A 25,161-nucleotide genomic window follows, 5' to 3' on the forward strand; every position below is an offset into this window, starting at 1 on the left:
CTCACCTTCTTCGGCGCCGCCGCCAAGTGCTTCGCCTCCGACGTCGCCATGGAGGTCACCACCGACGCCGTCCAGCTCCTCGGCGGCTACGGCTACACCCGCGACTACCCCGTCGAGCGCATGATGCGCGACGCCAAGATCACCCAGATCTACGAGGGCACCAACCAGGTCCAGCGCATCGTCATGGCCCGCAACCTCCCGTAACCACCAGCCTCTCGAAAGGAGACAGGCCGTGACCCTGAAGATCGCTGTCTGTGTGAAGTACGTCCCCGACGCGACCGGCGACCGCGGTTTCGCCGACGACCTGACGACCGACCGCGAGGCCGTCGACGGTCTGCTGTCGGAGCTCGACGAGTACGCCGTCGAGCAGGCGCTCCGCATCTCCGAGGAGTCCGACGACGCCGAGGTCACCGTCGTCACCGTCGGCCCGGACGACGCCAAGGACGCCCTGCGCAAGGCGCTGTCCATGGGCGCCGACAAGGCCGTCCACGTCAACGACGAGGACATCCACGGCTCGGACGTCATCGCCACCTCCGCGATCCTGGCCAAGGCCCTGGAGAAGACCGGCTTCGACCTGGTCGTCTGCGGCATGGCCTCCACCGACGGCACGATGGGCGTGCTGCCCGCGCTGCTCGCCGAGCGCCTGGGCCTCCCGCAGGCCACCCTGCTCTCGGAGCTCTCCGTCGAGGACGGTCTCGTGAAGGGCCGCCGTGACGGCGACGCCGCCACCGAGCACCTGGAGGCCCCGCTGCCGGCCGTCGTCTCGGTCACCGACCAGTCCGGCGAGGCCCGTTACCCCTCCTTCAAGGGGATCATGGCCGCCAAGAAGAAGCCGGTGCAGGAGCTCGACCTGGACGACCTGGACATCGACGCCGACGAGGTCGGCCTCGCCGGCTCGTGGACCCTGGTCGACTCGGCGGCCGCCCGCCCGGCCCGTACGCAGGGCACGATCGTCACGGACGAGGGCGACGGCGGCAAGCAGCTCGCCGCGTTCCTCGCCGGCCAGAAGTTCATCTGACCCACCGTCACACCACCTCAGGAGCAAGGAATCATGGCTGAGATCCTGGTTCTCGTGGACCACGCCGACGGTGCGGTCCGCAAGCCGGCCCTCGAACTGCTGACCCTGGCCCGCCGTATCGGCGAGCCCACGGCCGTCGTCCTCGGCGCCGGCGAGGCCGCCGCCTCGATCGCCGCCACGGCCGGCGAGTACGGCGCGGCCACCGTGTACGTCGCGGACGGCGCCGAGTTCGCCGAGCAGCTCGTCGTCCCGAAGGTCGACGCGCTCACCCAGATCGCGCAGGACAAGGGGGTGGCCGCCGTCCTGGTGACCTCCTCCGGCGAGGGCAAGGAGATCGCGGCCCGCGTCGCGCTCCGCCTCGGCTCCGGTCTGATCACCGACGCGGTGGAGCTGGAGGCCGGCGAGAACGGCCCGGTCGCCACGCAGTCCGTCTTCGCCGCCTCGTACCAGGTGAAGTCGACGGTCTCGCACGGCGTCCCGGTCATCACCGTCAAGCCGAACTCCGCCGCCCCGGAGGCCGCCCCGGCCGCCGGCACGGTCGAGAACGTCACCGTCGCCTTCACCGGCAACGCCGCCAAGGTCGTCTCGCGCACCCCGCGCGTCTCCACCGGCCGCCCCGAGCTGACCGAGTCCGCGATCGTGGTCTCCGGCGGTCGCGGTGTCGGCGCGGCCGAGGGCTTCGCGGTCGTCGAGAAGCTGGCCGACTCGCTCGGCGCGGCCGTCGGCGCCTCCCGCGCCGCCGTCGACGCCGGCTGGTACCCGCACTCCAACCAGGTCGGCCAGACCGGCAAGCAGGTCTCGCCGCAGCTGTACGTGGCGGCGGGCATCTCCGGCGCGATCCAGCACCGGGCCGGCATGCAGACCTCGAAGACGATCGTCGCGGTCAACAAGGACCCCGAGGCCCCGATCTTCGACCTGGTCGACTACGGCGTGGTCGGCGACCTCTTCGAGGTGCTGCCGCAGCTGACGGACGAGATCGGCGCGCGCTGACCTCACCCCGCACGAAGGGGCGGGTGGCACTCTGTGCCACCCGCCCCTTCGTCGTGCTCGCGCCCGATAATGGTCGTCGCGCTCAGTACCAGCCGTCGAGCGGGACCTCCTCGCAGAGCCGGACGACCGGCCTGCGCCCGGAGACGGAGGTGCCGGAGACCTTGACCCGGACGCCGGGGCGCACCGCGTGCGGCGGTCCGTCGACGCGGCAGCGGACCACGAAGCCCTCGGTCATGTGGACCGGCCAGAGGTCGGCATCGGCGGCGGCGACCCCGCGGCGTACGGAGATCACGCCCTCGCCGTCGCTGAGTTCGGGCGCCAGGTCGGTCGACCCGCAGGTCGGACAGAGCAGGCGCTGGAAGGTGGTGGTGTGGCACCAGCGGCAGCGCTGGAAGTACAGCTCGGAGTCGGGGGCCGATTCCTCGGCCTGGACGGCGGTCCCGCTCCTCAGTCCCGTGTGGAACACGATGCCTTCTCCTTGCACTCGGCGGCTCGACCGTGCATGGAGCAAAGATATGGCACTGAGTGCCATCAAATAAAGACCTGAGTTCCCTCAATTCGAGATACTGAGAACCCTGTGGCCCTTCCGTGATCCCTCAGCCCTCACCGAGGCTCGACTCCACCTCGCGCACCACGCGCCACATGGGGGTGGACCGCTTGGTGATCACCACGACGACGTCCTCGTTCTCCTCGGCCGGCGCCTCCGCGACCTGCCCGCCGCCCCAGGTGCCGCGCACGAACTCCAGGGCCCCGTCGACCTCGGCCAGCGGGTCGCCCTCGCCGCCCGAGCGCAGCCAGTGCCGCAGGGCGTGGTTGTGGGCGGCGACCACGGCCGCCGCGACGACGTTGGCGCGCAGGGTGCCGTCCTTGCGGTCGGCCCAGCGGGTGCGCAGGTAGTCGCCGAGGGTCTTCTCGTACCGCCAGACCACCGACAGCTCGTAGGTGCGCAGTCCGGTCACCTCGCGGGTGAGCCGGTAGCGCTGCACGGAGAAGGTGGGGTTCTCGGCGTACATGCGCATGACGAGCCGGGCGGCGTCGCAGACGCGGACGACGGGGTCGTCGGAGTCGGCGCTCGCGGCGAGGAAGCGGGTCATGTCGGCGAGGCACTGCTCGTGGTCGGGGAAGACCACGTCCTCCTTCGACGGGAAGTAGCGGAAGAAGGACCGCCGGCCGACGCCCGCGAGCGTGACGATGTCGTCGACGGTGGTCTGCTCGTAGCCCCGCTCCAGGAAGAGCTGGAAGGCCGCGGCGATGAGGGAGTCCCGCATCGCGGGCTTCGTGGAGTTCGTCGACGCTGTTCCCATGGCCCGAACCTAACACCCGTACGTGCCGGGCGTGGAACTCGGTGCCGGAAGAATCCGGCACCGAGTGCTGTCACGGGGGTACGGAGGCTCAGCGGGCCGACATGCGGAGGGCGCCGTCCATACGGATCGTCTCGCCGTTGAGGTAGTCGTGCTCGGCGATCATCGTCACGAGCCGGGCGTACTCCTCCGGGCGCGCGAGGCGCTGCGGGAAGGTGACGCTCGCGGCGAGACCGGCCCGGACGTCCTCACCGAACCCGGCCATCATCGGGGTGTCGACGATGCCCGGGGCGATGGTGACGACCCGGATGCCGAACTGCGCGAGGTCGCGCGCTGCGGTGACGGTCATCCCGGCGACGCCCGCCTTGGAGGCGGCGTACGCGATCTGCCCGACCTGGCCCTCGAAGGCCGCGATGGAGGCGGTGTTGACGACGAGGCCGCGCTGCCCGTGCTCGTCGGGCTCGTGGCGGGCGATGGCCTCGGCGGCGAGCCGCATCACGTTGAAGGTGCCGAGCAGGTTGACGTTGAGCACCGTACGGAAAAGGTCGAGGTCGTGCGGTCCCTTGCGGCCCAGGATGCGGGCGGAGGGGGCGATGCCGGCGCAGTTCACGGCGAGCCGCAGCTCGGCGCCGTCGGCGTCGATCGCGGCGAGCGCCTCGCGGACCTGGTCCTCGTCGGTGACGTCCGCGGCGAGCAGCCTGACGCCCTCGGGCAGCGGGCCCGCTGCGGCCACCGCCTTGTCCAGGTCCAGGCCGTAGACGGTGGCGCCGCGGGCGGCGAGCGCGGCGGCCGTGGCGGCGCCGAGGCCGGAGGCGGCGCCGGTGACGAGAGCGGCGGAGCCGGCGATGTCCATGGAACTCCTCGTTCGTGTCGTGCGGGTGCGACCCTGCCGCCGGGTTGGCCGCCGGATCGGGCGCGTGCCCGCGGAGGACCGCGCGGTCCGCGCGATCTGCGCCGCCCACCATAGAACCGTGTGCGGTGCCCCCGGAAGCGGAGGCCGAGCGCGGTCCGGAGGGAAGTAGTCGACCGGTCGTACACTCTGGCCATGGGGCGAACGAGTGACGCGCGCGAGCGCATCCTGACCGCCGCGCGGACGCTGATGCTGTCGCGCGGTTACTCCGCCCTGGGCGTGGCCGAGATCTGCGCGGCGGCCGGCGTGCCGAAGGGCAGCTTCTACTACTTCTTCGCGTCGAAGGAGGAGCTGGCCCTCGCCGTCGTCGAGGAGCACTGGGCCGGGCAGCGCGCCGAGTGGACGGCCGCGCTGGCCGGGGACGTCCCTCCGCTGCGGCGGCTGCGGCGCCTGTACGAGTCGACGGAGGCCGAGCTGCGGGCCGGCCGGGAGAGCTGCGGCACGGTCACGGGCTGTCTCCTCGGGAACCTGGCGCTGGAGCTGAGCACCCGGACGGAGAGCGTCCGCGGGCGGCTGCGGGAGATCTTCGACGAGCAGGTCGCCCTGGTCGCCCAGACCGTCGCGGAGGCCCGCGCGCGCGGCGAGGTCGGGGTGACCGACACCGACGCGGCCGCGCGGGCCCTGGTCGCCCTCCTGGAGGGCCGGGTGCTGTTCGCCAAGCTGTACGACGACCCGGGCCGCCTCGACGCCCTGTGGGCCGATTCCCTGGCTCTCCTCGGCGCCGAGGAGAGCCGGGCGGGAATCACCGGCTGAGCGGTCCGTCAGAACGGCTTCGTCGGCAGGTACTTGCCGTCCAGGGTGATGACGGCGCGCTCGCCGCCCTCCGGGTCGGCGACCTTCTTCACGTCCAGCCTGAAGTTGATCGCGGAGATGATGCCGTCGCCGAACTGCTCGTGGACGAGCTCCTTCAGCGTGGTGCCGTAGACCTGGAGCATCTCGTAGAACCGGTAGATGGTCGGGTCGGTGGGGACGGCACCGTCGAGGGAGCCGCGGGTGGGGATCGTCCGGAGCAGGCGCACCGCGTCCTCGTCGAGGCCGAGGAGCTCGGCGACGGCCTGCGCGGCCTCCTCCGGCAGGGCGTGCTGGCCGAGGACGGCGGCGGTGGTGAAGGCGACGGAGAGGCCGGCGGCGTCCGCGATCTGCTGCCAGCTCAGGTCCTTGCGGATCTTGGCGTCGACCGCGGCGATCGAAAGGGCGCGGCGGGCGGTGGGGTCGAACTGGGCGTGCACCATGAGAGGTACGTCCTTTCTGAGGGGTTCGTGCGGAGGGGGGTCAGGCGGCGAGCGCGGGGCGCGCGGTGGCGGGGAGCTCCTCGACGGTGCCGTCGGCGATGTCGAAGACCCAGCCGTGCAGCCGTACGTCGCCCGTGGCGAGGGCGCGGGCGACCGAGGGGTGGGTGGTCAGGTTCGCCAGCTGTGCGGCGACGTTCTCCCGGACCAGGGCGGCCACGTCGACCGTCCCGCCGGCGGCGGCGCGGGCGAGGGAGGCGTCTGCGTGCCGCAGCCAGGCGGCGACGGCGGGCGCGGCGCTCAGGTCGTGGCCCTCGGCGAGCGCGGTCATCGCGCCGCAGGCGGAGTGCCCGCAGACGACGATGTCCCGCACTCCCAGGACGGCGACGGCGTACTCGACACCGGCGGTGACGCCGTCGGTGCCCGGGGTGTGGGCGGGGACGAGGTTGCCGGCGGTGCGGATGACGAAGAGTTCGCCGGGATCGGTCTGGGTGATCAGTTCGGGTACGACGCGGGCGTCCGAGCAGCCGATGAACAGCGCCACGGGGAGCACCTTCCGGGCGTCGGGGCCACGGAGCTGTTCACGGAGACCCTCGGCCTCGTGGTGGGCCCGGCGCATCCCTTCGCGGGCCGGACGGAGCCGGTACGGGCCGGGGAGCTGAACGACCATCACCTGGCGCTTCTCAGCGCGGACTTCGCCACCCGGCTGCACATCGACGCGTACGTCTCCGAGCACCGCGTCCGTCCTGCGATCGCGGTGGAGGCCAATTCGGTGACCGCGCTCACCGAGATCGTCCGGCGCACCGCGCTGGCGACCGTCCTGCCCGACGCCGTCACCCGGGACCACCCCTGGCTGAGCCCGGTCCCGCTCTCCCCCGCCCTGCCGTCCCGCGGGGTCGCCCTGCTGCGGCGCGCGGCCGGCTACCGGAGCGCGGCGGCGGGGGCGTTCGCCGAGCTGGCGGCTGCATGGGGAGCCGAGGCACAGGGTCAACCGATCGGATGACCCCGGGGTCCACCGTTGCGGAAGCCGGGTGCAGCCGGGACGCCGACGGGCGGCGGCAAGGTACGGCACCAGGATGGGGAGCAGTACGGGCCACGGCATCCCGACAGCCCCCGCGGTTCCCCGAGTTCACTGGAGCAGATCCCATGAAGCACGTGAAGAAGGCCTCCTCGCGCACCCGTGTCGTGACCGGTGGCGCGATCGTCGCCGCCCTCGCCCTCGGCGGCTTCGGGGCCTACTCCGCGAGCGCCACCGGCGAGGAGACGGCTGCCGCGCCGGCCGCCGCCACCGCCAAGGCGGACGCCAAGAACAAGAACACGAACCGTTCGACGCACCTGACGATCGAGGCCGCCACGAAGGCCGCGCAGGCGACCCTGGACGCCGCAGAGAAGGAGAACCAGCGGGTCTCCGTCGCGGTCGTCGACCGCAACGGCAACACCCTCGTGACCCTGCGCGGCGACGGCGCGGGCCCGCAGTCCTACGAGTCGGCCGTCAAGAAGGCGTACACCGCCGTCTCCTGGAACGCCCCGACCTCCGAGCTCGCCAAGCGCCTCACCAACGCCCCGACCCTGCGCGACATCCCCGGCACCCTCTTCCTCGCCGGTGCCGCCCCCGTCACCGCCAAGGGCGCCCCCATCGCGGGCATCGGTGTCGCGGGTGCCCCCTCGGGCGACCTCGACGAGAAGTTCGCCCGGGCCGGCGTCGACGCCCTCGCCAAGTAGCCCGGGAGGAGCGGGGCCCGGCCCGCGTGCGGGCGGCGCCGTTCGGGAGGAGCATGGAAGGGGGTGGGAGTGCGCCGTCGGCGCCAACGGCCCAAGTCCGGGATGTGAGCAGGATGGTTGACCGCGCAACGAGCAGTCGGGGTGAGGCCCGGAAGGGAACGGCCCGCGACTCCCGTGGCAGCCGTCGCCACGACGACCCCCGGCATCGGGTCCGCATCCCCGGCTTCGCGCGTCCCGGCGGTGAGGGTACGGAGATCGGGCTGGGCGACGCCGTCGCCCGGGTGACCTCGGCGGTGGGGATCCGTCCCTGCGGTGGCTGCGGCCGCCGGGCCGAGGCGCTGAACCGGTGGATGACGATCGGTGGCGGGCCGGACCGCTGAACCGCCGTGCCAGGTACCCCCGGCGCCCTGAACAGAGCCCGCCGGCCGGTCCCCTGAACGCGCTCCCGCTTCTGACGGCCCGACAGAGTCCCTGTGAGGAGTGACTGATGAACCCCGAGATCATCGACACCGCCCCCGCCGCGGGACTCTCGCCGGAGACCGACGCCCAGCCCGCTCCGCCCGACCCCGTGCTCGCGGCGGAGGATCCCGGGCCCGTGCGCGATCCCGGCCCCGCGCACGCCGACGAGGCGACCGTCGTCCCGTCGTCCTGCGGCTGTACCGCGCCCGCCTCCTCCGGCGGCGGAGGCGACAACGACGACGGGGGCTACGTCTACGTGCTCGGCCGCGTCCGCGCCGTCTTCCCCAACGTCTCGATCCAGCACGAGTTCTTCCAGGTGGCGGGGGCCGGCGGGCAGACCGACAGCACCGACGCCGACGCGATGTACCGCGTGCTCTCCGCCCCGGAGAACCGCTATCTCGCCCGGCAGATGTGCTTCGTCCTGTCCGTCCAGGGCGTCGACACCTACATCCTCGAAGCCACGGACCCCACCGGCCTCGACGAACTGGTGGAGGCGCTGCGTCCGGTGGACGACGGGCGCGACCTCGCCGTGGTGGTGGGCGCGCTCGGCCCGGTCGCGCCCCCGAGCGCCTGCCAGGGGCTCTCCGTCCCCGTCGTCGGCGTGGTGAAGACCTGGGGCTTCGACCGCAAGGAGCTCATCGGCGCGATCGAGCGCCCCCAGGGCACCTCCCGCAAGGAGTTCGAGAAGGTCGTCGGCGCCCTGCTCGACCGGCTGCTCCAGCTCAGCGACAACGCCGGCACCGACCCGGTCGGCCGGGTCCTCAACTACCTGACGGTGCGCTGCCAGGAGATGTACCAGAAGACCAACGAGAAGCGCGCGGAGGGCTCCGTCCTCACCTCGGTGGAGGCCGGTCCCTCCCGGCTCAGCAGCCGGTCGCAGACCGTCATCACGGTCGTGTTCTCCTACACCAACCTCCAGACCAACGTGGTCGAGAAGTACTTCGTCCGCGTGGGTCTCGCCGGGTACTTCCCGTTCCCGGTGACACCGTTCCAGGAGTACTTCGCCCGCTGACCCGGGCAACGCCGGCCCGGGCGACAGAGAGAAGGAAGAGAGAAGGAGGCGAACGGACACATGAGCATCCCCGGATTCGCCGTCGAGGCGCCGACGCGCGACACACGGACCGGCGATCTGATCCGCCCTCAGGACGCACTCTGCGAGCTGGAGTTGGGACCGGTCTGCCGCAACAACTGCAAGGGAAGCCATGACTTCCGCACGTGCGTGAGGAAGTGCCTGAAGGCATTCTGCTCGGAGGACCCGTGGTGGTGACGCCCTGAGGGGCGTCCACGGATCCGGACCCGCGCACGAGAGTGCCCACGAGAACGCTCGCCCGGCCCTGGCAACGCCGGGCGACCGGCTCCCGCTCCGCAGCGGGCGACCGCCCGCTCCCCCTGAAGAGGTACGCATGGACCCCCTGGACCTGGTCGGCCTCACGCCGCTCATGGCGCGCACCTCCGGCCGGTCCTCGGTCGTGGTCGCGGTCATCGACGGCCGTGTGGCCCCGAACCACCCCGCCTTCGCGGGCCGTCCGGTCCGGGAACTGCGTCCGGACGCCGAGGCGGCCGCCGGAACGGGGTCCTGTGCCCACGCGGACGTGTGCTGTGCCCACGGCACCGCCGTCGCCGCGCTCCTCGCCGGGGACCGGGGCGTCTGCCCGCGCTGCACACTGCTGTCCCGGCCCCTCTTCGCGGATCATCCGGCCGACGGCGGCCCCGCGACCTGTCTGGCCGGCGTCCGCGTCGCGGAGCTGGCGGAGGCGATCACGGAGGCCGTCGACGCGGGCGCCCACGTCCTGAACCTGAGCCTGGCCCAGCCCGCGCCCTCCGGTGTCCGCGACCGCGCGCTGGACGCGGCGCTCGGTCACGCCGCCGACCGGGGCGTGATCGTCGTGGTGGCCGCCGGGAACCAGGGCCGGACGGGCTCCTCCCCGCTCACCGACCACCCGTGGGTCATCCCGGTGGTCGCGTACGACCACGCCGGACGCCCCCTGGCCCACTCCAATCGGGGCATCTCGATCGGCCGCAACGGAGTCGGCGCTCCCGGCGACCGCGTCCCCGGTGTGGGCCTCGACGGCCGCCCCGTCCTCCTGAACGGTACGAGCGCCGCCGCGCCCTTCGTCACGGGGGCGGTCGCCCTGCTCCGCTCGGCGTTCCCGGACGCCACCCCGGCGGCCGTGCGGTACGCGGTGACGCACGGGCCCGGACGCCGGCGGTCGGCGATGCCGCCGCTGCTCGACGCCTGGGCCGCGTACACGGCGCTGCGTGCGGCGGCCCCGGCCGTGATCCGCCGGACAGGCCCTACCGCACGCCCTTCTCGGCCGTCGCCAGGCCACGGCTGATGACGAGCCGCTGGATCTGGTTGGTGCCCTCGAAGATCTGCATGATCTTCGCCTCGCGCATGTAGCGCTCGACCGGGAAGTCGCGGGTGTAGCCGTAGCCGCCGAAGACCTGCACGGCGTCCGTGGTCACCTTCATCGCCGTGTCCGTGGCGATGAGCTTGGCCGCGCTGGCCTGGCGGCTGAACGGGCGGCCGAGGTCGCGGCGGCGTGCCGCGTCCAGGTAGGTGGCGCGGGCCGCGTCGACGGCGGCGGCCATGTCGGCGAGGAGGAAGCCGAGGCCCTGGTGGTCGACGATCCGGCGGCCGAAGGTGGTGCGCTCGTTGGCGTACGCCACGGCCGCGTCGAGCGCGGCCTGGGCGAGGCCGGTGGCGCAGGCGGCGATGCCGAGGCGGCCGCTGTCGAGCGCGCTGAAGGCGATCTGGAGGCCCTGGCCCTCCTGGCCGATGAGCCGGTCCTCCTCGATGAGGGCGCCGTCCCAGTACGCGGCCGTCGTCGGCACGGCCTGGAGGCCCATCTTGCGCTCGGGCGCGCCGAAGCTCAGGCCTTCGGTGGCGCCGGGGGCGAGGAAGCAGGAGATGCCGTGGCTGCCGGGGGCGGTGCGGGCGAAGAGGGCGTAGAAATCGGCCTTGCCGCCGTGCGTGATCCAGGCCTTCGTGCCGGTGACGCGGTAGCCGCTGCCGTCGTCCTGGCGCTCGGCCTTGCAGCTGAGGGCGGCGGCGTCGGAGCCGGCCTGCGGCTCGGAGAGGCTGTAGCCGCCGATGGTCCGGCCCTCCAGCATCGCGGGCAGCCGGCGCTCCTTCTGCTCCTGGGTGCCGAAGGTGTGGAGGGGGTGGCAGGCGAGGGTGTGGACGCTGGTGGCGACGGCGACGGCGGCCCAGCGCGCGGCGAGCTCCTCCAGGACCTGGAGGTAGACCTCGTAGGGCTGGCCTCCGCCGCCGAACTCCTCCGGGTACGGAAGGCCGAGGAGCCCGGCCTCGCCGAGGGTCGCGAAGAGCCCTTCGGGATAGGTCTCGGCGGCCTCGTGCTCGTCCACCCGCGGAGAGAGCTCCTTGTCGGCGATCTCCCGGGTGAGGGCGATGAGGTCCGCTGCCTCGGGGGTGGGAAGCAGGCGGTCGACATCCATGGCGACTCCAGCGGCGCGCAAAGTGGTACTGAGGAAGGTACTGCAGTACCGCTGAGAGTAGCGCAGAAGGGTGCCGCCGTAACCCCCCGAAGGGGCGGCCTGGAATACTGGCGGGGTGATCGAGACCTCCGCCGCCGACGCCCCCAAGCTGACGGGCCGCGGAGCGGCGCGCCGCTCCGCCCTCTTCGAGGAGCTCGTCGCCCTGCTCGTCGGCGAGGGCTTCGCCCGGCTGACGCTCGACGACCTCGCCGCGCGGCTGCGCTGCTCGAAGCGGACCCTGTACGGCCTGGCGGGCAGCAAGGAGCAGCTCGTCCGGGCGGCGGTCGTGCACTTCTTCCGGCGCGCGACCGCCCGGGTCGAGGCGGTGCTCGCCGCCGCGACGGACCCGGCCGAGCGGCTCGCCGCCTATCTGCGGGCGGTTTCGGCCGAGCTGGCGCCGGTCTCCCCGGCCTTCTTCGACGACGTGGCGGCCTTCGAGCCGGCGGCCGAGGTGTACGAGCGGAACACCCGCGCGGCGGCGGGCCGGGTGCAGCAGCTCATCGAGGAGGGCGTGCGGGCGGGGGTGTTCCGCGAGGTGCACGTGACCTTCGCGGCCGACGTCATCTCCTCGGTGATGGTCCGCATCCAGCGCCGCCAGGTCGCCGCCGCGACCGGTCTCGCCGACGCCGAGGCGTACGAACAGCTGGCCGAACTGCTGCTCAGCGGCCTCCGCAAGGCCTGAACGACCCCCGGACCGCGCCCGAGCGGCCCCCCGGGGCCCTGACGCTCGCCGGGTGAAGCGCGTCTGGCCGGATTCCGTCCCGCGTTCGATCACTCTGCGCAGATGATCCACTACTGTGTGCCGCGCCACTGACCACCCCACCCCAGGGAGCCTCCGCGTGGAGCGCAGCCGTACCGTCCTCAGGATCCGTGCCGTCCTCGCCGCCATGGGCGTCACCGCCGCCCTCGCCGCGGCCCCGGCGGCGCAGGCCGCCCCCGCCGAGAAGCCAATCGCCGCTCCCCCGGCCCCCTGCACCGGGGAGTTCGAGGGCGACAAGCGGCTCGGCCCGAAGTTCCTGCCGAAGAAGTGGCAGGAGCCGGTCGGCCCGCTCCTCAACCGCTACCACCGGACCGGGCAGCTCTCCTCCGCCGACTTCCTCAAGAAGTACTGGGAGGGCCCGGCCGACACCGGCAGCTGGAAGTACCCGCCGAACGACGGCTTCGCCGAGGTCAACGGCACCGTCGACAAGGCGCCGGATCTCCTGGAGGAGGGCGAGCGCCTGGACCGCTTCGGCTCGGAGTACGGCGGCTACCTGGCCCCGGCCGGCGACGCCTACGCGAAGCGGGCGCTGCCCCCGCAGAACCTCAACACCCGGGACGCGGCCTTCCCCTGCGACTACCACCTGTACGAGGTGACGAAGAGCTTCGTCGTCTGGGAGGGCTCCATCGCACCCTGGTTCGAGCAGCCGGGCGGCGGCCGCCAGATCAAGCTGGACGCGGCGTTCCTGAACCCGGGCGAGGGCCAGCGCCTCAACGTCAAGTGGCTGCTGGACAACGGCTACCTGGTGCGCGTCCCCGCGTGACCGACCGCCACGCGCTGGAGCGGGCACTCCGGGAGGCCGGGGTGCCCGCCGCGTACTACTGGATCGAGGGCGTCCACGAACCGGCGCCCACCCCGCCCGACTTCGTCTATCTCCGGACGAGGCCGGGCGGGCCCGGCTGGGAGACCGGGGTGTACGAGCGGGGCGCGTACGAGCCGGTCGCCACGCACGAGTCGGAGGCGGCGGCCTGCGCCCACCTCCGGGGCCTCCTGGGCCTCTAGGCAGCCCTGGTCGTCACCATCAGGCCCGCGACGAGCCCCGCGAGCAGCAGGAGGACGACCGACGGCCACGGCGGCCCGCCGTAACCGAAGCCGAGTGCCGCGCCGAAGCCCGTGCCCAGCGTCTGGGCCGTGACGACCGCGGCGGCGGCCGCGCCGGTGTGCCGGCCGAGGCCGGCGGCGACCACGGTGGCGAAGAGCGGCATGAAGGCCAGGCCGATCCCGAGACCCGCGAGGACCGTGGCCGGGAGCAGGACCGCGTATCCGGCACCGTTCTCGATCCCGACGATGGTCAGGGCCACGCCCAGCGGGGTGAGTACCAGGCCCGCGACCGCGAGGACGCGGGGCGCCACGCCCCGGCGCAGCAGCCGCGGGGCGATCTGGACCGCGGCGACGGCGAGCGCGGCGACCATGGGCAGCAGGGCGAGACCGGTCTGGGACAGGGAGTACCCGAGGTCCCACGTCAGGATCGACATCAGAGGCGGCAGCAGGGCGAGGCCGCCCGCGCCGGCGAGGAGCACGGCGAGGAGGCCGCCGAGCCGGTTGCGGTCCTTGAGGACGTACGGGGGCAGCAGCGGGTGCGCCGCGATGCTCTGCCACCCCAGGAAGGCCGCGAGCAGGACCGCGCCTCCCGAGAGCAGGCCCGTGGCCAGGGGGGTGCCCCAGCCGTGCGTCAACTTGACGGTGCCGTACAGGAGCAGGGCGATCGCGAGGGCGCCGAGCAGGGCCCCGGGCAGGTCGAGGCGGGTGCCGGTGCGGTCCGGACGGTGCTGCGGCAGGACGCGTGCCCCGGCCAGGGCGATCAGGGCGAGGACGGCGGCGATGCCCAGGACCGGGCCCCAGGCCAGCTCCGCGAACTGGAGCGCGACGACGGGCGCGCCGATGCCGGCGGTGGCGTAGACGCCGAAGGCCCTGGCCCGTGCACCCGGTTCGGGGAAGGCGGTGGCCACCAGGGTCAGCGCCGCCGCCGTCACGAGGGCGCCGAACCCGCCCTGGAGGGCGCGGGCCGTGATCAGCGCGGCGGGGGTGGGGGCGATCGCGTCGGCCGAGCCGCCCAGCACACAGGCCGCCGCGAGGCCCGACAGGCCGACGACCAGGGTCCGCCTGCCGCCCAGCCGGTCGGCGAGGTGCCCGCCGAGCAGCAGGAAGGCCGCGAAGGGGACGGCGAAGGAGTACAGCTCCGGGTTCTCCCGGTCGAGGCCGAAGGGGTCCTGCGTCACCGCCCCGAACAGCACCGCCAGTTGAGCGAGCACGATCACCGCCAGGCCCCGGCCGCGGCCGGTCGACGGGGCGGGGACCTCGTGGGCCGGAGCGGTCGGGGTGTAGGCGGGTGCGGGTGCCGGTGCGGGTGCCGAGTCGCGGGGCGCCGTCTCCGTGACGGGCTGTACGGACGGCCGGTCGACCGCCGCCTCCGCCCGCGCCGCCGGTACGTAGTCCAGCAACTGCGCCGCGTGCCGCCCCAGTTGGACCAGGACCTCGCCCGGCAGCCAGACCCCGTCGCCGTCCCCGGCGGTCAGGGCGGCGATCCGCTCGGGCGTGGGGCGAGCGGCCGGGTCCTTCTCCAGGCAGGCGCGGACGAGGCCGAGCAGGGATTCCGGGACGCCCGTGAGGTCGGGTTCCTCCTCGGCGACCCGGAAGAGGTGGGCGTTCAGACCGGTGTCGGTGGCGCCGAAGAGGAGGCGGCCGGTGGCGGCGTACACGAGGACGGCACCGAGGCAGAACACATCGCTGGCGGGGGTGAGTTCGAGTCCGCGGACCTGCTCGGGGGACATGAAGCCGGGCGAGCCGATCAGCATGCCGGTGCGGGTGTGCAGGCTGTCCCCGGCCAGGCTGTCCATGGCGCGGGCGATGCCGAAGTCGATGACGCGGGGCCCGTCCACCGTGACCAGGACGTTGGACGGCTTGAGGTCGCGGTGGATCAGGCCGGCGTCGTGCACGACCCGCAGCGCGAGGGCGAGGCGGTTGGCGAGGACGCGGACGGAGTGCTCGGGCAGCGGGCCGAAGTCCCGGGCGACGACGGTGGTCAGGTCGGGCCCGGCGATGTACTGGGTGGCGACCCAGGGCACCGCGACTCCGGTGTCGGTGTCCGCGTCGAGGACGTCCGCGGTCCAGCTGCCGCCCACTCTTCGCGCGGCCGCCACCTCGCGGGCGAAGCGTCTGCGGAACTCCGGCTGGGCGGCGTACTCGGACTGGACGACCTTGACGGCGACCGTACGGCCGACGTCGTCGCGACCGAGATAGACGAGGCCCATACCGCCCGCCCCGAGGCGGGCGATGAGACGGTACGGGCCTACGTGTGTCGGGTCTTCGGCAGTCAGCTGGTCCACGTCGAGAATCTATCCGTCGGTACCGGCGCGGTCCGGGAAACGGAGCTATGCGACCGAACCTATGCGTCCGTCCGGTTCGCGGGGTCCGTCGTGGTGGATGGGGGTGTGGGCGCCGGTGAGGGAGACGCCGCTGCCGCCGCGGCGGTTGGCGACGATCTCTGCGCCGATCGACAGGGCGGTCTCCTCGGGCGTGCGCGCGCCGAGGTCGAGGCCGATCGGGGAGCGGAGGCGGGCGAGTTCGAGCTCGGTGACGCCGACCTCGCGGAGGCGCTCGTTGCGGTCCTCGTGGGTGCGGCGGGAGCCCATCGCGCCGATGTAGGCGACGGGAAGCTTCAGGGCGGCCTGGAGGAGGGGCACGTCGAACTTGGCGTCGTGCGTGAGGACGCAGAGCACGGTCCGGCCGTCGACCTCGGTCGACTCCAGGTAGCGGTGGGGCCAGTCGACGACGATCTCGTCGGCCTCGGGGAAACGGGCGGGGGTCGCGAAGACCGGCCGGGCGTCGCAGACGGTGACGTGGTAGCCGAGGAACTTGCCGACCCGGACGAGGGCGGAGGCGAAGTCGATGGCGCCGAAGACGATCATGCGGGGGGCGGGGACGGAGGACTCGACGAGGAGGGTCAGCGGCTGTCCGCAGCGGCTGCCGTCCTCGCCGATCTCCACGGTGCCGGTGCGGCCGGCGTCGAGCATGGCCCCGGCCTCGGCGGCCGCGGTGCGGTCCAGCTCGGGGTGGCCGCCGAGCTTCCCCTCGTACGAGCCGTCGGGCCGGACGAGGAGGGCCTGCCCCAACAGGTCCTCCGGTCCGTCCACGATCCTCGCCAGGGCCGCCGCCTCCCCCGAGACGGCGGCGGCCAGCGCGGCGGGGAAGACCCCGCCGCGGACCGGGGTGACGAGGATGTCGATGATGCCGCCGCAGGTCAGGCCGACCGCGAAGGCGTCCTCGTCGCTGTAGCCGAAGCGCTCGACGACGGTCCTGCCGTCTTCGAGGGCCTGGACGCACAGGTCGTAGACCGCGCCCTCCACACACCCGCCGGAGACCGACCCGATCGCCGTGCCGTCACTGTCGACGGCGAGTGCGGCTCCCGGCTGCCGGGGCGCGCTGCCGCCGACGGCCACCACGGTGGCGACGGCGAAGGTGCGTCCCTGCTCGACCCACCGGTGCAGCTCTTCGGCGATGTCCAGCATGTCGGTCTCCTTGGGGGTGTACGGAGGGTGATTGTCGGACGTCAGCTGACGCCCAGCCAACCCTCGATCGGGTGAAGGGCGAAGAACACGATGAAGATCGCGGTCAGGGCCCACATGAAGGCGCCGACCTCACGGGCCTTGCCCTGCGCCACCTTGATGACGGTGTAGGCGATGACGCCGGCCGCGACACCCGGGGTGATGCTGTAGGTGAAGGGCATCAGGACCACGGTCAGGAAGACCGGGATCGCGACGGAGCTGTCGCCCCAGTTCACGTGCTTGGCGTTCATCATCATCATCGCGCCGATGACGACCAGGGCGGCGGAGCCGACCTCACGGGGCACGATCTGGGTGATCGGCGTGAAGAAGAGGCAGGCCGCGAAGAACAGACCGGTGATCACCGAGGAGAAGCCCGTGCGGGCACCCTCTCCGACGCCGGTGGCGGACTCGACGAAGACGGTCTGGCCGGAGGCGCCGGAGACGCCGCCGATCGCGCCGCCCGCGCCGTCGATGAACAGCGCCTTGGAGAGGCCGGGCATGCGGCCCTTGTCGTCGGCGAGGTTGGCCTCGGTGCCGACGCCGATGATGGTGGCCATCGCGTCGAAGAAGCCGGCGAGGACGAGGGTGAAGACGATGACGCCGACGGTGATGAAGCCGACGTCGCCCCAGCCGCCGAAGGAGACGTCGCCGAAGAGCGAGAAGTCCGGCTTGGAGACCGCGCTGCCCTTGAGCTCGGGAGCGCCGTTGGCCCAGGCGCCCGGGCCCTTGGCCGGGACGTCCGCGACCGCGTTGACGATCAGCGAGATGACGGTGCCGGCGACGATGCCGATGAGGATCGCGCCCGGGACCTTGCGGGCCTGGAGGGCGAAGATCGCGAGCAGGGTGACCGCGAAGATCAGGACGGGCCAGCCGACGAGTTCACCGCCGGAGCCCATGGTGACGGGCGGGCCGAACTGGGGCCCGGCGCCGACGAAGCCGGCCTTGTTGAAGCCGATCAGCGCGATGAAGAGGCCGATGCCGATGGTGATGCCGTGCTTGAGCGGCAGCGGGATGGCGTTCATGATCATCTCGCGGAGGCCGGTGACCACCAGGAGACAGATCACCACGCCGTAGACGACGCACATGCCCATGGCCTGCGGCCAGGTCATCTGCGGCACGACCTGGGTCGCGAGCACACCGGAGACGCTGAGTCCCGCCGCGAGGACGAGCGGGACCTTGCCGACGAAGCCCATCAGCAGGGTGGTCACCGCCGCCGCGAAGGCGGTCGCCGTGATGACGGCGGAGGAGGCGAGGACGTGCTTGTCGACGTCCGGGCCGCCCAGGAGGATCGGGTTGAGCAGGAGAATGTACGCCATCGCCATGAAGGTGGTGACGCCGCCGCGGATCTCCGTCGCGACGGTGGATCCTCTCTCCGAGATGTGAAAGTACCGGTCGAGCCAAGAGCGCCCGGCGGGGGTGCGCGAGCCGGAGCCCGCGTCCTCAGCGGTGGTCTTGGGCTCCACAGACGACTGGGTCATGGGGCCTACTCCCAAGGTTCAAAGGGGCACCCGCATCAGACTTCTCAAGCTCTGACGTGAAGCTGCGGGATTTGGGATATTGAGTTGGCTGCACGACCCGGGGGACGGCCCGAGACGAACGGGGTACTGCCGTGGTACGGGGGTACTGCTGGTACTGCCGGTGATGCGGGTACTCCGTCGAGGGAGTGCTCCGGGCGGTGCGGGCGGTGGAAGTGTGACGTTCCTGGGAGGCACGCACCGCCCGGAGAGTCCTACAGGGTGCCGGTGAGCGCCTCGGGGCGGACCGGCGTCTTGTTGAGCTCCAGGCCCGTCGCCGCCCGGATCGCCGCGAGGACGGCCGGGGTGGACGACAGGGTCGGGGCCTCGCCGATGCCCCGGACGCCGTACGGCGCGTTGGGGTCGGCCAGCTCGAGGTAGTCGACCGGGATGGTCGGCGTGTCGAGGATCGTCGGGATCAGGTAGTCCGTGAAGGAGGGGTTGCGCACCTTCGCGGTCTTCGGGTCGACGATGATCTCCTCCATCACCGCGACGCCCAGGCCCTGGGTGGTGCCACCCTGGATCTGGCCGACCACGGAGAGCGGGTTGACCGCCTTGCCGACGTCCTGCGCGCAGGCCAGCTCGATGACCTTGACGAGACCGAGCTCGGTGTCCACCTCGACGACCGCGCGGTGCGCGGCGAAGGCGTACTGGACGTGGCCGTCGCCCTGGCCGGTGACGAGGTCGAAGGCCTGGGTCGGACGGTGCCGCCACTCCTCCTCGACCTCCACGGCCTGGTCCTCCAGGACGTCCGCGATGGACGCGAGGGCCTCGCCGCCGTCGGTGACGACCTTGCCGCCCTCCAGCAGGAGTTCGGCGTTGGCCCAGGCCGGGTGGTACGAGCCGAACTTGCGCCGGCCGATCTCCAGGACCTTCTCGCGGACGATCTCGCAGGAGTTCTTGATGGCGCCGCCGGTCATGTACGTCTGGCGGCCCGCGGAGGTCGAACCGGCCGAGCCCACCTGCGTGTCGGCGGGGTGGATGGTGACCTGCTGGACACCGAGCTCGGTACGGGCGATCTGCGCGTGGATGGTGACGCCGCCCTGGCCGACCTCCGCCATGGCGGTGTGGACCGTGGCGACGGCCTCGCCGTTGATGACCTCGATGCGGATCTTGGCGGTCGAGTAGTCGTCGAAGCCCTCGGAGAAGCCGACGTTCTTGATGCCGACGGCGTAGCCGATGCCCCGGACGACGCCCTCGCCGTGCGAGGTGTTGGACAGGCCGCCCGGCAGCGCGCGGACGTCCGCGCCCTCGCCGGCGGTCTCCCACTGGCGCTCCGGCGGGAGCGGGCGGGCCTTGACCCGGCGGAGGAGCTCGGCGACCGGGGCCGGGGAGTCCACGACCTGGCCGGTCGGCATGATCGTGCCCTGCTCCATGGCGTTGAGCTGGCGCAGCTCCACCGGGTCCATGCCCAGCTTGGCCGCGAGCTTGTCCATCTGCGCCTCGTAGGCGAAGCAGGCCTGGACCGCGCCGAAGCCGCGCATGGCGCCGCAGGGCGGGTTGTTGGTGTAGAGGCCGATCGCCTCGATCTCGACGTCCTCGATGACGTACGGGCCGACCGAGAGGGAGGAGGCGTTGCCGACGACCGAGGCCGTGGACGAGGCGTACGCGCCGCCGTCCAGGACGATCTTGCACTTCATGTGCGTGAGCTTGCCGTCCTTGGTGGCGCCGTGCTCGTAGTAGAGCTTCGCCGGGTGACGGTGGACGTGCCCGAAGAAGGACTCGTACCGGTTGTAGACCATCTTGACCGGCTTGCCGGTGCGCAGGGCGAGGATCGAGGCGAGGATCTGCATGGAGATGTCCTCGCGGCCGCCGAAGGCGCCGCCGACACCGGCCATGGTCATCCGGACCTTCTCCTCGGGCAGGCCGAGGCAGGGGGCGATCTGCTTGAGGTCCGAGTGCAGCCACTGGGTGGCGACGTACAGGTCGACGCCGCCGTCCTCGGCCGGTACGGCGAGGCCGGACTCGGGGCCGAGGAAGGCCTGGTCCTGCATGCCGAAGGTGTACTCGCCCTTGACGATGACGTCGGCGCGCTTGGCGGCCTCGTCGGCGTTGCCGCGGATGATCGGCTGGCGGTGCACGATGTTGGGGTGCGGGACGTGGCCGGAGTGGTGGTCGTCGCGGTTCTCGTGGACCAGGATCGCGTCCGGGGCGAGGGCGGAGGCCTCGTCCGTGATGACCGGGAGCTCCCGGTACTCGATCTTGATCTTGGCGGCGGCGCGGCGGGCGGTCTCCGGGTGGTCGGCGGCCACGAGGGCGACCGGCTCACCGTGGTGCCGGACCTTGCCGTAGGCGAGGACCGGGGTGTCCTGGAACTCCATGCCGTAGTTCTTCGCGGCCGGCAGGTCCTCGTGGGTCAGCACGGCGTAGACGCCGTCCATCGCGAGGGCCTCGGAGGTGTCGATGGACACGATCTCGGCGTGCGCGACGGTGGAGCGCAGGATCTGGCCCCACAGCATGTCCTCGTGCCACATGTCCGAGGAGTAGGCGAACTCGCCGGTGACCTTGAGGGTGCCGTCCGGGCGGAGCGTGGACTCGCCGATGCCGCCCTTGACGTGGTTCTGCGTGACGTCGGTGGGCGTGCCCACCGGCAGTGTGTTCTGAGCCATCGTCAGACCGCCTCTCCCTGACGCTCCTGGCGAGCGGCCGCGAGGCGGACCGCGTCGAGGATCTTCTCGTAACCGGTGCAGCGGCAGAGGTTGCCGGAGAGCGCCTCGCGGATGTCCGCGTCCGTCGGGGACGGGTTGCGCTCCAGCATCTCGTCGGCCGCGACGAGCAGGCCGGGGGTGCAGAAGCCGCACTGGACCGCGCCGGCGTCGATGAACGCCTGCTGGATCGGGGAGAGTTCGACACCCTCGCCGGTCTGCGAGTCCTGGGGCTTCGCCTCCCACTTCTTGGCGGCGTCGATCGAGGTGCCGCAGGCGCCGGAGGCGCAACCGCCGTGCTCCTCGCGCTGCTTGGCGAACTCCGCCAGGCCCTCGACGGTGACGACCTCGCGGCCCTCGACCTGACCGGCGGCGACCAGACACGAGCAGACCGGCACGCCGTCGAGACGGACGGTGCAGGAACCGCACTCGCCCTGCTCGCACGCGTTCTTGGAGCCGGGCAGACCCAGGCGCTCACGCAGAACGTAGAGGAGGGACTCGCCCTCCCAGACGTCGTCGGCTTCCTGCGGACGACCGTTGACCGTGAAATTGACGCGCATGGTTATGCAGCTCCCTCAAGCGTGCGGCCGGCGCCGCGGTACTGCTCCCAGGTCCAGCCGAGCTGGCGGCGAGCCATGATGCCGACGGCGTGGCGCCGGTACTTGGCGGTGCCGCGGACGTCGTCGATCGGGTTGGCGGCGGCCGAGCAGAGGTCGGCGAACTGCTTCGCGATCGAAGGGGTGATGATCTTGCCGTTGTCCCAGAAGCCGCCCTCTTCCAGAGCCGCGTTCAGGAAGGCCTCGGCCTCCTTGGCGCGGATCGGGGTGGGCGCGGCGGAGCCGATGCCGGTGCGCACGGTCCGGGTCTCCGGGTGCAGGGCCAGGCCGAAGGCGCAGACGGCGATGACCATCGCGTTGCGGGTGCCGACCTTGGAGTACTGCTGGGGGCCGTCCGCCTTCTTGATGTGGACGGTCTTGATGAGCTCGTCGGGCTCGAGCGCGTTGCGCTTCACGCCGGTGTAGAACTCGTCGATCGGGATGAAGCGGTTGCCGCGCACCGACTCGACCTCGACCTCGGCGCCCGCGGCGAGCAGGGCCGGGTGGGCGTCGCCTGCGGGCGAAGCGGTGCCGAGGTTGCCACCGACGCCGCCGCGGTTGCGGATCTGCGGGGAGGCGACCGTGTGCGAGGCCAGCGCCAGACCCGGGAGCTCCGCGCGCAGGTTCTCCATGATCTGCGTGTACGGGACGGAGGCGCCGAGGCGGACGTTCTCCTCGCCGACCTCCCACTCGCGCAGCAGCTCGATACGGTTCAGGTCCAGGAGGTACTCGGGGCGCCGGTGGTCGAAGTTGATCTCGACCATGACGTCGGTACCACCGGCGATGGGCACGGCCGTGGGGTGCTCGGCCTTGGCGGCGAGCGCCTCCTCCCAGCTGGCGGGGCGAAGGAAGTCCATGGTGGCTCTCTTCTAGTGATTCTGGTGATCGGGGGTCGAGCTAGTGGGTCCGGGGGGACGGCCGGCCCTCGACATCGTGTTCATGTGCTGTTCACGCGGTGTGTGGCCTAGTACACAAGCCACGATCGCCCGGGTGCAGTCACCGAAAACATGAAGGAGTTGGCTGGTGCCCGTCGTCGTCTTGTAGATTCGAACGAAAGGCGGGGAACAGTAACCTCGCCGTTTTCCCCTGGAAACGGTGGCACCACCCCACCGTCGACAACGCGACACCCACCATCACCGAACGAAGGAACGGCGGCGACACGATGCGGCTGCGCGCACTGCTGGAGAACGACGCGCTCGGGCTGCGCCTGCTCGGCGGCGACGACGAGCTGGACCGGACCGTCCGAGGCGTCATGACGACGGACCTCAAGGACCCCAGCCGGTACCTGTCGGGCGGCGAGCTGGTGCTGACCGGGCTCGCCTGGCGGATGGAGCCGGCCGACTCCGAGCCCTTCGTCCGGATCCTGGCCTCGGCCGGCGTGGCCGCCCTGGCCGCGGGCGAGGCCGAGCTCGGCCCCGTCCCCGACGATCTCGTGGCGGCGTGTTTGCGCCACCGCCTCCCACTGTTCGCAGTGAACGAGTCCGTTGCTTTCGCGACGATCACCGAGCATGTTGTTCGACAGGTCTCCGGCGAGCGGGCCGGCGACCTCGCGGCCGTCGTGGACCGCCACCGGCGGCTCATGACCTCGGGCCCCGCGGGCGGCGGCCCCGAGGTCGTCCTCGACCTCCTGGGCTCCGACCTGGACCTGCGGGCCTGGGTCCTCTCCCCCACCGGCCGCCAGATCGCGGGTGCGGGAGAGCCCCTGGAGGCCGGGCTCGCGGCCACCCTGGCCGGTGAGCACCTGGCCGCCACCCGCACCGGCCGGCGCGGCCCGCACCGGCTGAGCGTCGCCGGGGCCACCTACTCGCTCTTCCCGATCCGCAACACCGGCCGGGGCGCCGCGCCCGCCTCCCGGGACGTGCGCGAGACGGTCCTGTCGGACTGGCTGCTGGCCGTCGAGGCGGACGCCGGGGACTGGCCGGCCGCCCGGCTCGACCTGCTCCAGGGCGTCACCCAGCTGATCGCCGTGGAGCGGGACCGGCGCGACGCGGCCCGTACGGTACGGCGCCGGCTCGCCCAGGAGGTCCTGGAGCTGGTGCAGACGGGCGCCGCGCCCGCCGAGATCGCCGCCCGCCTGCGGGTCGCCGCCCCGGTGCTGCTGCCCGGGCTCGGCACGGCCCCGCACTGGCAGGTGGTCGTCGCCCGCGTGGAGTGGGACCAGGAGGCCGGTCAGGCCCCCGTGGACAGCGGTCCGGTCGCGCAGGCGCTCCTGGAGGAGATCCTCGTCGACCCCGCGACCGTCGGCGCCGAGTCGGCGGACCGGATCGCGGTCGCGCACAGCGGCGACGAGGCGATCGCCCTGGTCCCGCTGGCGGCGGGCCCGCTGCCGGAGAGCGAGGACGACGGCCCGGCGCCCGCCCTGGGGCTGCACGCGGACGCGCTGCTCGCCTCCGTACGGGCTCCGCTCTCCTCGGGCCTCGACGGCGACGGGCGCGTCACGCTGGGCGTCAGCGCGGCCGTGGCGTCCGCGGAGGGCCTGCGCGGGGCCCTGGAGGAGGCCCGGCACGCCCGCCGGGTCGCCGCCGCCCGTCCGGGCCGGGTCTGCGCCGCCGGGCACCACGAGCTGGCCTCGCACGTGCTGCTGCTGCCGTTCGTCCCGGACGACGTGCGGCGGGCCTTCACGGCCCGGCTGCTCGACCCGCTGCGCGACTACGACCGGCGCCACCGGGCGGAGCTCATTCCGACCCTGGAGGCGTTCCTGGACTGCGACGGCTCCTGGACCCGCTGTGCGACCCGCCTCCACCTGCACGTGAACACGCTGCGCTACCGGGTGGGCCGGATCGAGCAGCTCACCGGCCGTGATCTCTCCCGTCTGGAGGACAAGCTCGACTTCTTCCTCGCGCTGCGGATGAGCTGAGCCGCGCGAGCCGGTTCGAACGGTCCGGGGCCCCGGCGCTTCACTCCTTCGGGCGAGTCCGGAGGAGTGGCGCCGGGGCCTTCGTCGTCCCCCGCGCGCCGCGCCCCGCGGACCGGGTCCGGGGCTGATCACCGGCGTGATCACGGGCCGGTCGGCCCTCCGGCGGCCCGTCGCGCCGGATCGGGGCCGGGCTCTCCACCCCGGCGCGAGTTTGTGAAATTTTTCACCCGACCCCTTGGCCGGGTGCTGCCGTTCGTGCTGAGATGCCGTCCTACTCAACAGCTCAATGGCGCGCTCGGGGAGGGCAATGTGGCGGATACCGCCATGTCTGGTTCCGAATCAAGGGGTGGCGAAGATCCGTCCCTCGCCTACGGCAAGGAGACACCCGTGGAGACCGCCATATGGCGGCTCCGCTCCCGAGGTTGCTGGACGGACGCGGCGGCGCTGCTCGCGCCGCACGCGGCCGAACCGGCAGCCGCACTCGAACGGGCCGCGCTGCTCATCGAGCGCTGCCTCTACACCGAGAAGGGCTGGGCCGACGCCGAGGAGGCCCTCCGGGCGGCCGAGGCGGTCGCCGGCACCGACGAGGAACGCGGGGCAGCGGCCTGCGAACGCGGCTATCTCGCCTACGCCTCCACGCTGTTGGGCGTCCGCGACCGGGCCGACGAGGCCCGGATGGCGCTCGGCCGTGCGGCGGCGCTGATCGGCCCGTCCGCCGGCGGGCGGCCGCTGCTCGACTTCCGGCGCGGGCTCATCGCCCAGAACCTCGGCGACTCCCCGCAGGCGGCCCGCGCCGCGTACCGCAGGGCGCACGCCGGGGCGACCGCGCAGGGGGACTCGCTGCTGCTCTCCTTCACCTGGCGGCACCTCGCCGGACTCGCCCTGCGCGAGGGGGAGTTGGCGGAGGCACGGCACGGCTTCGCGGAGTCCCTGCGGATCCGCGAGGAGCTGGGCTACCTGGTCGGCACGGCCCCGGCGCTCACGGCCCTGGCGACCACGGAGACCGAGCCGGAGGCGGGCCGCCTGCGGGCCGAGGCGAGACGCCTCTTCCAGCTCCTGGGCGGCGTCCCGACCTGGCTGTCGGGCCAGCTGACACCGCGGGCCGCGACCTGAAGTCA

At 72.7% G+C, this 25,161-nt stretch carries 25 protein-coding genes and 1 pseudogene; 14 read left to right on the plus strand and 12 right to left on the minus strand.

The genetic code is table 11. The features are described from left to right. The 3 genes from ACWGN5_RS10780 to ACWGN5_RS10790 form a co-directional block, all read left to right on the plus strand. Window positions 1-204 (plus strand): acyl-CoA dehydrogenase family protein (locus ACWGN5_RS10780; protein WP_363292842.1); only part of this gene is annotated, 204 nt, incomplete at its 5' end. Window positions 205-232: 28 nt separating this feature from the next. Further along, on the plus strand, window positions 233-1,018 hold the full coding sequence (locus ACWGN5_RS10785) for an electron transfer flavoprotein subunit beta/FixA family protein (RefSeq protein WP_453513384.1): 786 nt from the start codon (window positions 233-235) through the stop codon (window positions 1,016-1,018). A 33-nt stretch (window positions 1,019-1,051) separates the two neighbouring features. Further along, window positions 1,052-2,008, plus strand: coding sequence for an electron transfer flavoprotein subunit alpha/FixB family protein (locus ACWGN5_RS10790; protein WP_453513385.1), 957 nt, complete (start codon window positions 1,052-1,054; stop codon window positions 2,006-2,008). 82 nt (window positions 2,009-2,090) lie between these two features. Here ACWGN5_RS10790 and ACWGN5_RS10795 read toward each other — a convergent pair whose 3' ends face one another. The 3 genes from ACWGN5_RS10795 to ACWGN5_RS10805 form a co-directional block, all read right to left on the minus strand. Further along, complete coding sequence (locus ACWGN5_RS10795) at window positions 2,091-2,474, minus strand: zinc ribbon domain-containing protein (RefSeq protein WP_453513386.1); 384 nt, start codon at window positions 2,472-2,474, stop codon at window positions 2,091-2,093. A 130-nt stretch (window positions 2,475-2,604) separates the two neighbouring features. Further along, entirely contained in the window at window positions 2,605-3,312 is a 708-nt protein-coding gene (locus tag ACWGN5_RS10800; RefSeq protein WP_453513388.1) for a TetR/AcrR family transcriptional regulator, read from the minus strand. 88 nt (window positions 3,313-3,400) lie between these two features. After that, on the minus strand, window positions 3,401-4,162 hold the full coding sequence (locus ACWGN5_RS10805; RefSeq protein WP_123456073.1) for an SDR family NAD(P)-dependent oxidoreductase: 762 nt from the start codon (window positions 4,160-4,162) through the stop codon (window positions 3,401-3,403). A gap of 192 nt (window positions 4,163-4,354) precedes the next feature. On the opposite strand from ACWGN5_RS10805, the gene ACWGN5_RS10810 reads away from it, so the two are divergent. Next, window positions 4,355-4,972 (plus strand): TetR/AcrR family transcriptional regulator, encoded by a 618-nt coding sequence (locus tag ACWGN5_RS10810; RefSeq protein ID WP_453513389.1) that lies wholly within the window; start codon window positions 4,355-4,357, stop codon window positions 4,970-4,972. A gap of 8 nt (window positions 4,973-4,980) precedes the next feature. On the opposite strand, the gene cynS is transcribed toward ACWGN5_RS10810, so the two are convergent. Next, window positions 4,981-5,451, minus strand: a complete 471-nt coding sequence (gene cynS / locus ACWGN5_RS10815; protein WP_453513392.1) for a cyanase — start codon at window positions 5,449-5,451, stop codon at window positions 4,981-4,983. Between the two features lie 40 nt (window positions 5,452-5,491). Continuing rightward, the gene (locus ACWGN5_RS10820) at window positions 5,492-6,118 is read right to left on the minus strand and encodes a carbonic anhydrase (protein WP_453513395.1); all 627 of its coding nucleotides are present in this window, start codon (window positions 6,116-6,118) and stop codon (window positions 5,492-5,494) included. Between ACWGN5_RS10820 and ACWGN5_RS10825 the strand changes: the two are divergent. The 5 genes and pseudogenes from ACWGN5_RS10825 to ACWGN5_RS10845 all read left to right on the plus strand — a co-directional run. Next, window positions 6,014-6,451 (plus strand): annotated as a pseudogene (locus ACWGN5_RS10825) (LysR substrate-binding domain-containing protein); the annotation flags it as partial. The gene ACWGN5_RS10820 and the pseudogene ACWGN5_RS10825 overlap by 105 nt on opposite strands. Before the next feature lie 152 nt (window positions 6,452-6,603). Further along, entirely contained in the window at window positions 6,604-7,170 is a 567-nt protein-coding gene (locus ACWGN5_RS10830) for a GlcG/HbpS family heme-binding protein (RefSeq protein WP_453513575.1), read from the plus strand. Between the two features lie 487 nt (window positions 7,171-7,657). Then, a complete protein-coding gene (locus tag ACWGN5_RS10835; protein ID WP_453513398.1) occupies window positions 7,658-8,641 on the plus strand; it encodes a cyanobactin maturation protease PatG family protein in 984 nt (327 codons plus the stop codon). 60 nt (window positions 8,642-8,701) lie between these two features. Continuing rightward, entirely contained in the window at window positions 8,702-8,896 is a 195-nt protein-coding gene (locus ACWGN5_RS10840) for a hypothetical protein (protein ID WP_453513399.1), read from the plus strand. Window positions 8,897-9,032: 136 nt separating this feature from the next. Then, the gene (locus ACWGN5_RS10845) at window positions 9,033-9,965 is read left to right on the plus strand and encodes a S8 family peptidase (protein WP_453513401.1); all 933 of its coding nucleotides are present in this window, start codon (window positions 9,033-9,035) and stop codon (window positions 9,963-9,965) included. Here ACWGN5_RS10845 and ACWGN5_RS10850 read toward each other — a convergent pair. Next, window positions 9,925-11,088: an acyl-CoA dehydrogenase family protein gene (locus ACWGN5_RS10850; RefSeq protein WP_453513403.1), complete on the minus strand. Its 1,164-nt coding sequence runs from the start codon at window positions 11,086-11,088 to the stop codon at window positions 9,925-9,927. The genes ACWGN5_RS10845 and ACWGN5_RS10850 overlap by 41 nt on opposite strands. A gap of 115 nt (window positions 11,089-11,203) precedes the next feature. Here ACWGN5_RS10850 and ACWGN5_RS10855 point away from each other — a divergent pair, with 115 nt between their 5' ends. From ACWGN5_RS10855 to ACWGN5_RS10865, 3 genes are all read left to right on the plus strand, one after another. After that, a complete protein-coding gene (locus tag ACWGN5_RS10855) occupies window positions 11,204-11,809 on the plus strand; it encodes a TetR/AcrR family transcriptional regulator (RefSeq protein ID WP_369147281.1) in 606 nt (201 codons plus the stop codon). A 205-nt stretch (window positions 11,810-12,014) separates the two neighbouring features. Then, complete coding sequence (locus ACWGN5_RS10860) at window positions 12,015-12,650, plus strand: TNT domain-containing protein (RefSeq protein ID WP_453513576.1); 636 nt, start codon at window positions 12,015-12,017, stop codon at window positions 12,648-12,650. Continuing rightward, the gene (locus ACWGN5_RS10865; protein WP_453513405.1) at window positions 12,647-12,889 is read left to right on the plus strand and encodes a hypothetical protein; all 243 of its coding nucleotides are present in this window, start codon (window positions 12,647-12,649) and stop codon (window positions 12,887-12,889) included. Before ACWGN5_RS10860 ends, ACWGN5_RS10865 begins: the two co-directional genes overlap by 4 nt. Here ACWGN5_RS10865 and ACWGN5_RS10870 read toward each other — a convergent pair. The 6 genes from ACWGN5_RS10870 to ACWGN5_RS10895 all read right to left on the minus strand — a co-directional run bounded on the left by ACWGN5_RS10870 (window position 12,886) and on the right by ACWGN5_RS10895 (window position 22,043). Then, on the minus strand, window positions 12,886-15,213 hold the full coding sequence (locus ACWGN5_RS10870) for a bifunctional serine/threonine protein kinase/MFS transporter (RefSeq protein WP_453513407.1): 2,328 nt from the start codon (window positions 15,211-15,213) through the stop codon (window positions 12,886-12,888). The two genes, ACWGN5_RS10865 and ACWGN5_RS10870, sit on opposite strands and share 4 nt — an antisense overlap. A 45-nt stretch (window positions 15,214-15,258) precedes the next feature. Further along, window positions 15,259-16,395: an XdhC family protein gene (locus tag ACWGN5_RS10875; protein WP_453513409.1), complete on the minus strand. Its 1,137-nt coding sequence runs from the start codon at window positions 16,393-16,395 to the stop codon at window positions 15,259-15,261. A gap of 41 nt (window positions 16,396-16,436) precedes the next feature. Next, window positions 16,437-17,909, minus strand: coding sequence for an NCS2 family permease (locus ACWGN5_RS10880; RefSeq protein WP_453513411.1), 1,473 nt, complete (start codon window positions 17,907-17,909; stop codon window positions 16,437-16,439). 251 nt (window positions 17,910-18,160) lie between these two features. Beyond that, window positions 18,161-20,554 carry a xanthine dehydrogenase subunit D gene (pucD, locus tag ACWGN5_RS10885; protein ID WP_453513413.1) on the minus strand — a complete coding sequence of 798 codons (2,394 nt, stop codon included), beginning with the start codon at window positions 20,552-20,554 and terminating at the stop codon, window positions 18,161-18,163. Between the two features lie 2 nt (window positions 20,555-20,556). After that, entirely contained in the window at window positions 20,557-21,150 is a 594-nt protein-coding gene (locus ACWGN5_RS10890; protein ID WP_453513415.1) for a (2Fe-2S)-binding protein, read from the minus strand. A 2-nt stretch (window positions 21,151-21,152) separates the two neighbouring features. Then, window positions 21,153-22,043: an FAD binding domain-containing protein gene (locus ACWGN5_RS10895; protein WP_453513417.1), complete on the minus strand. Its 891-nt coding sequence runs from the start codon at window positions 22,041-22,043 to the stop codon at window positions 21,153-21,155. A 305-nt stretch (window positions 22,044-22,348) separates the two neighbouring features. Between ACWGN5_RS10895 and ACWGN5_RS10900 the strand changes: the two genes are divergently transcribed. Both ACWGN5_RS10900 and ACWGN5_RS10905 read left to right on the plus strand, forming a co-directional pair. Further along, window positions 22,349-24,043, plus strand: coding sequence for a PucR family transcriptional regulator (locus ACWGN5_RS10900; protein ID WP_453513418.1), 1,695 nt, complete (start codon window positions 22,349-22,351; stop codon window positions 24,041-24,043). 309 nt (window positions 24,044-24,352) lie between these two features. Continuing rightward, the gene (locus tag ACWGN5_RS10905; protein WP_453513420.1) at window positions 24,353-25,156 is read left to right on the plus strand and encodes a hypothetical protein; all 804 of its coding nucleotides are present in this window, start codon (window positions 24,353-24,355) and stop codon (window positions 25,154-25,156) included. Window positions 25,157-25,161 lie beyond the last annotated feature (5 nt).

The sequence above is a fragment of the Streptomyces sp. NPDC055815 genome, from assembly GCF_053616475.1.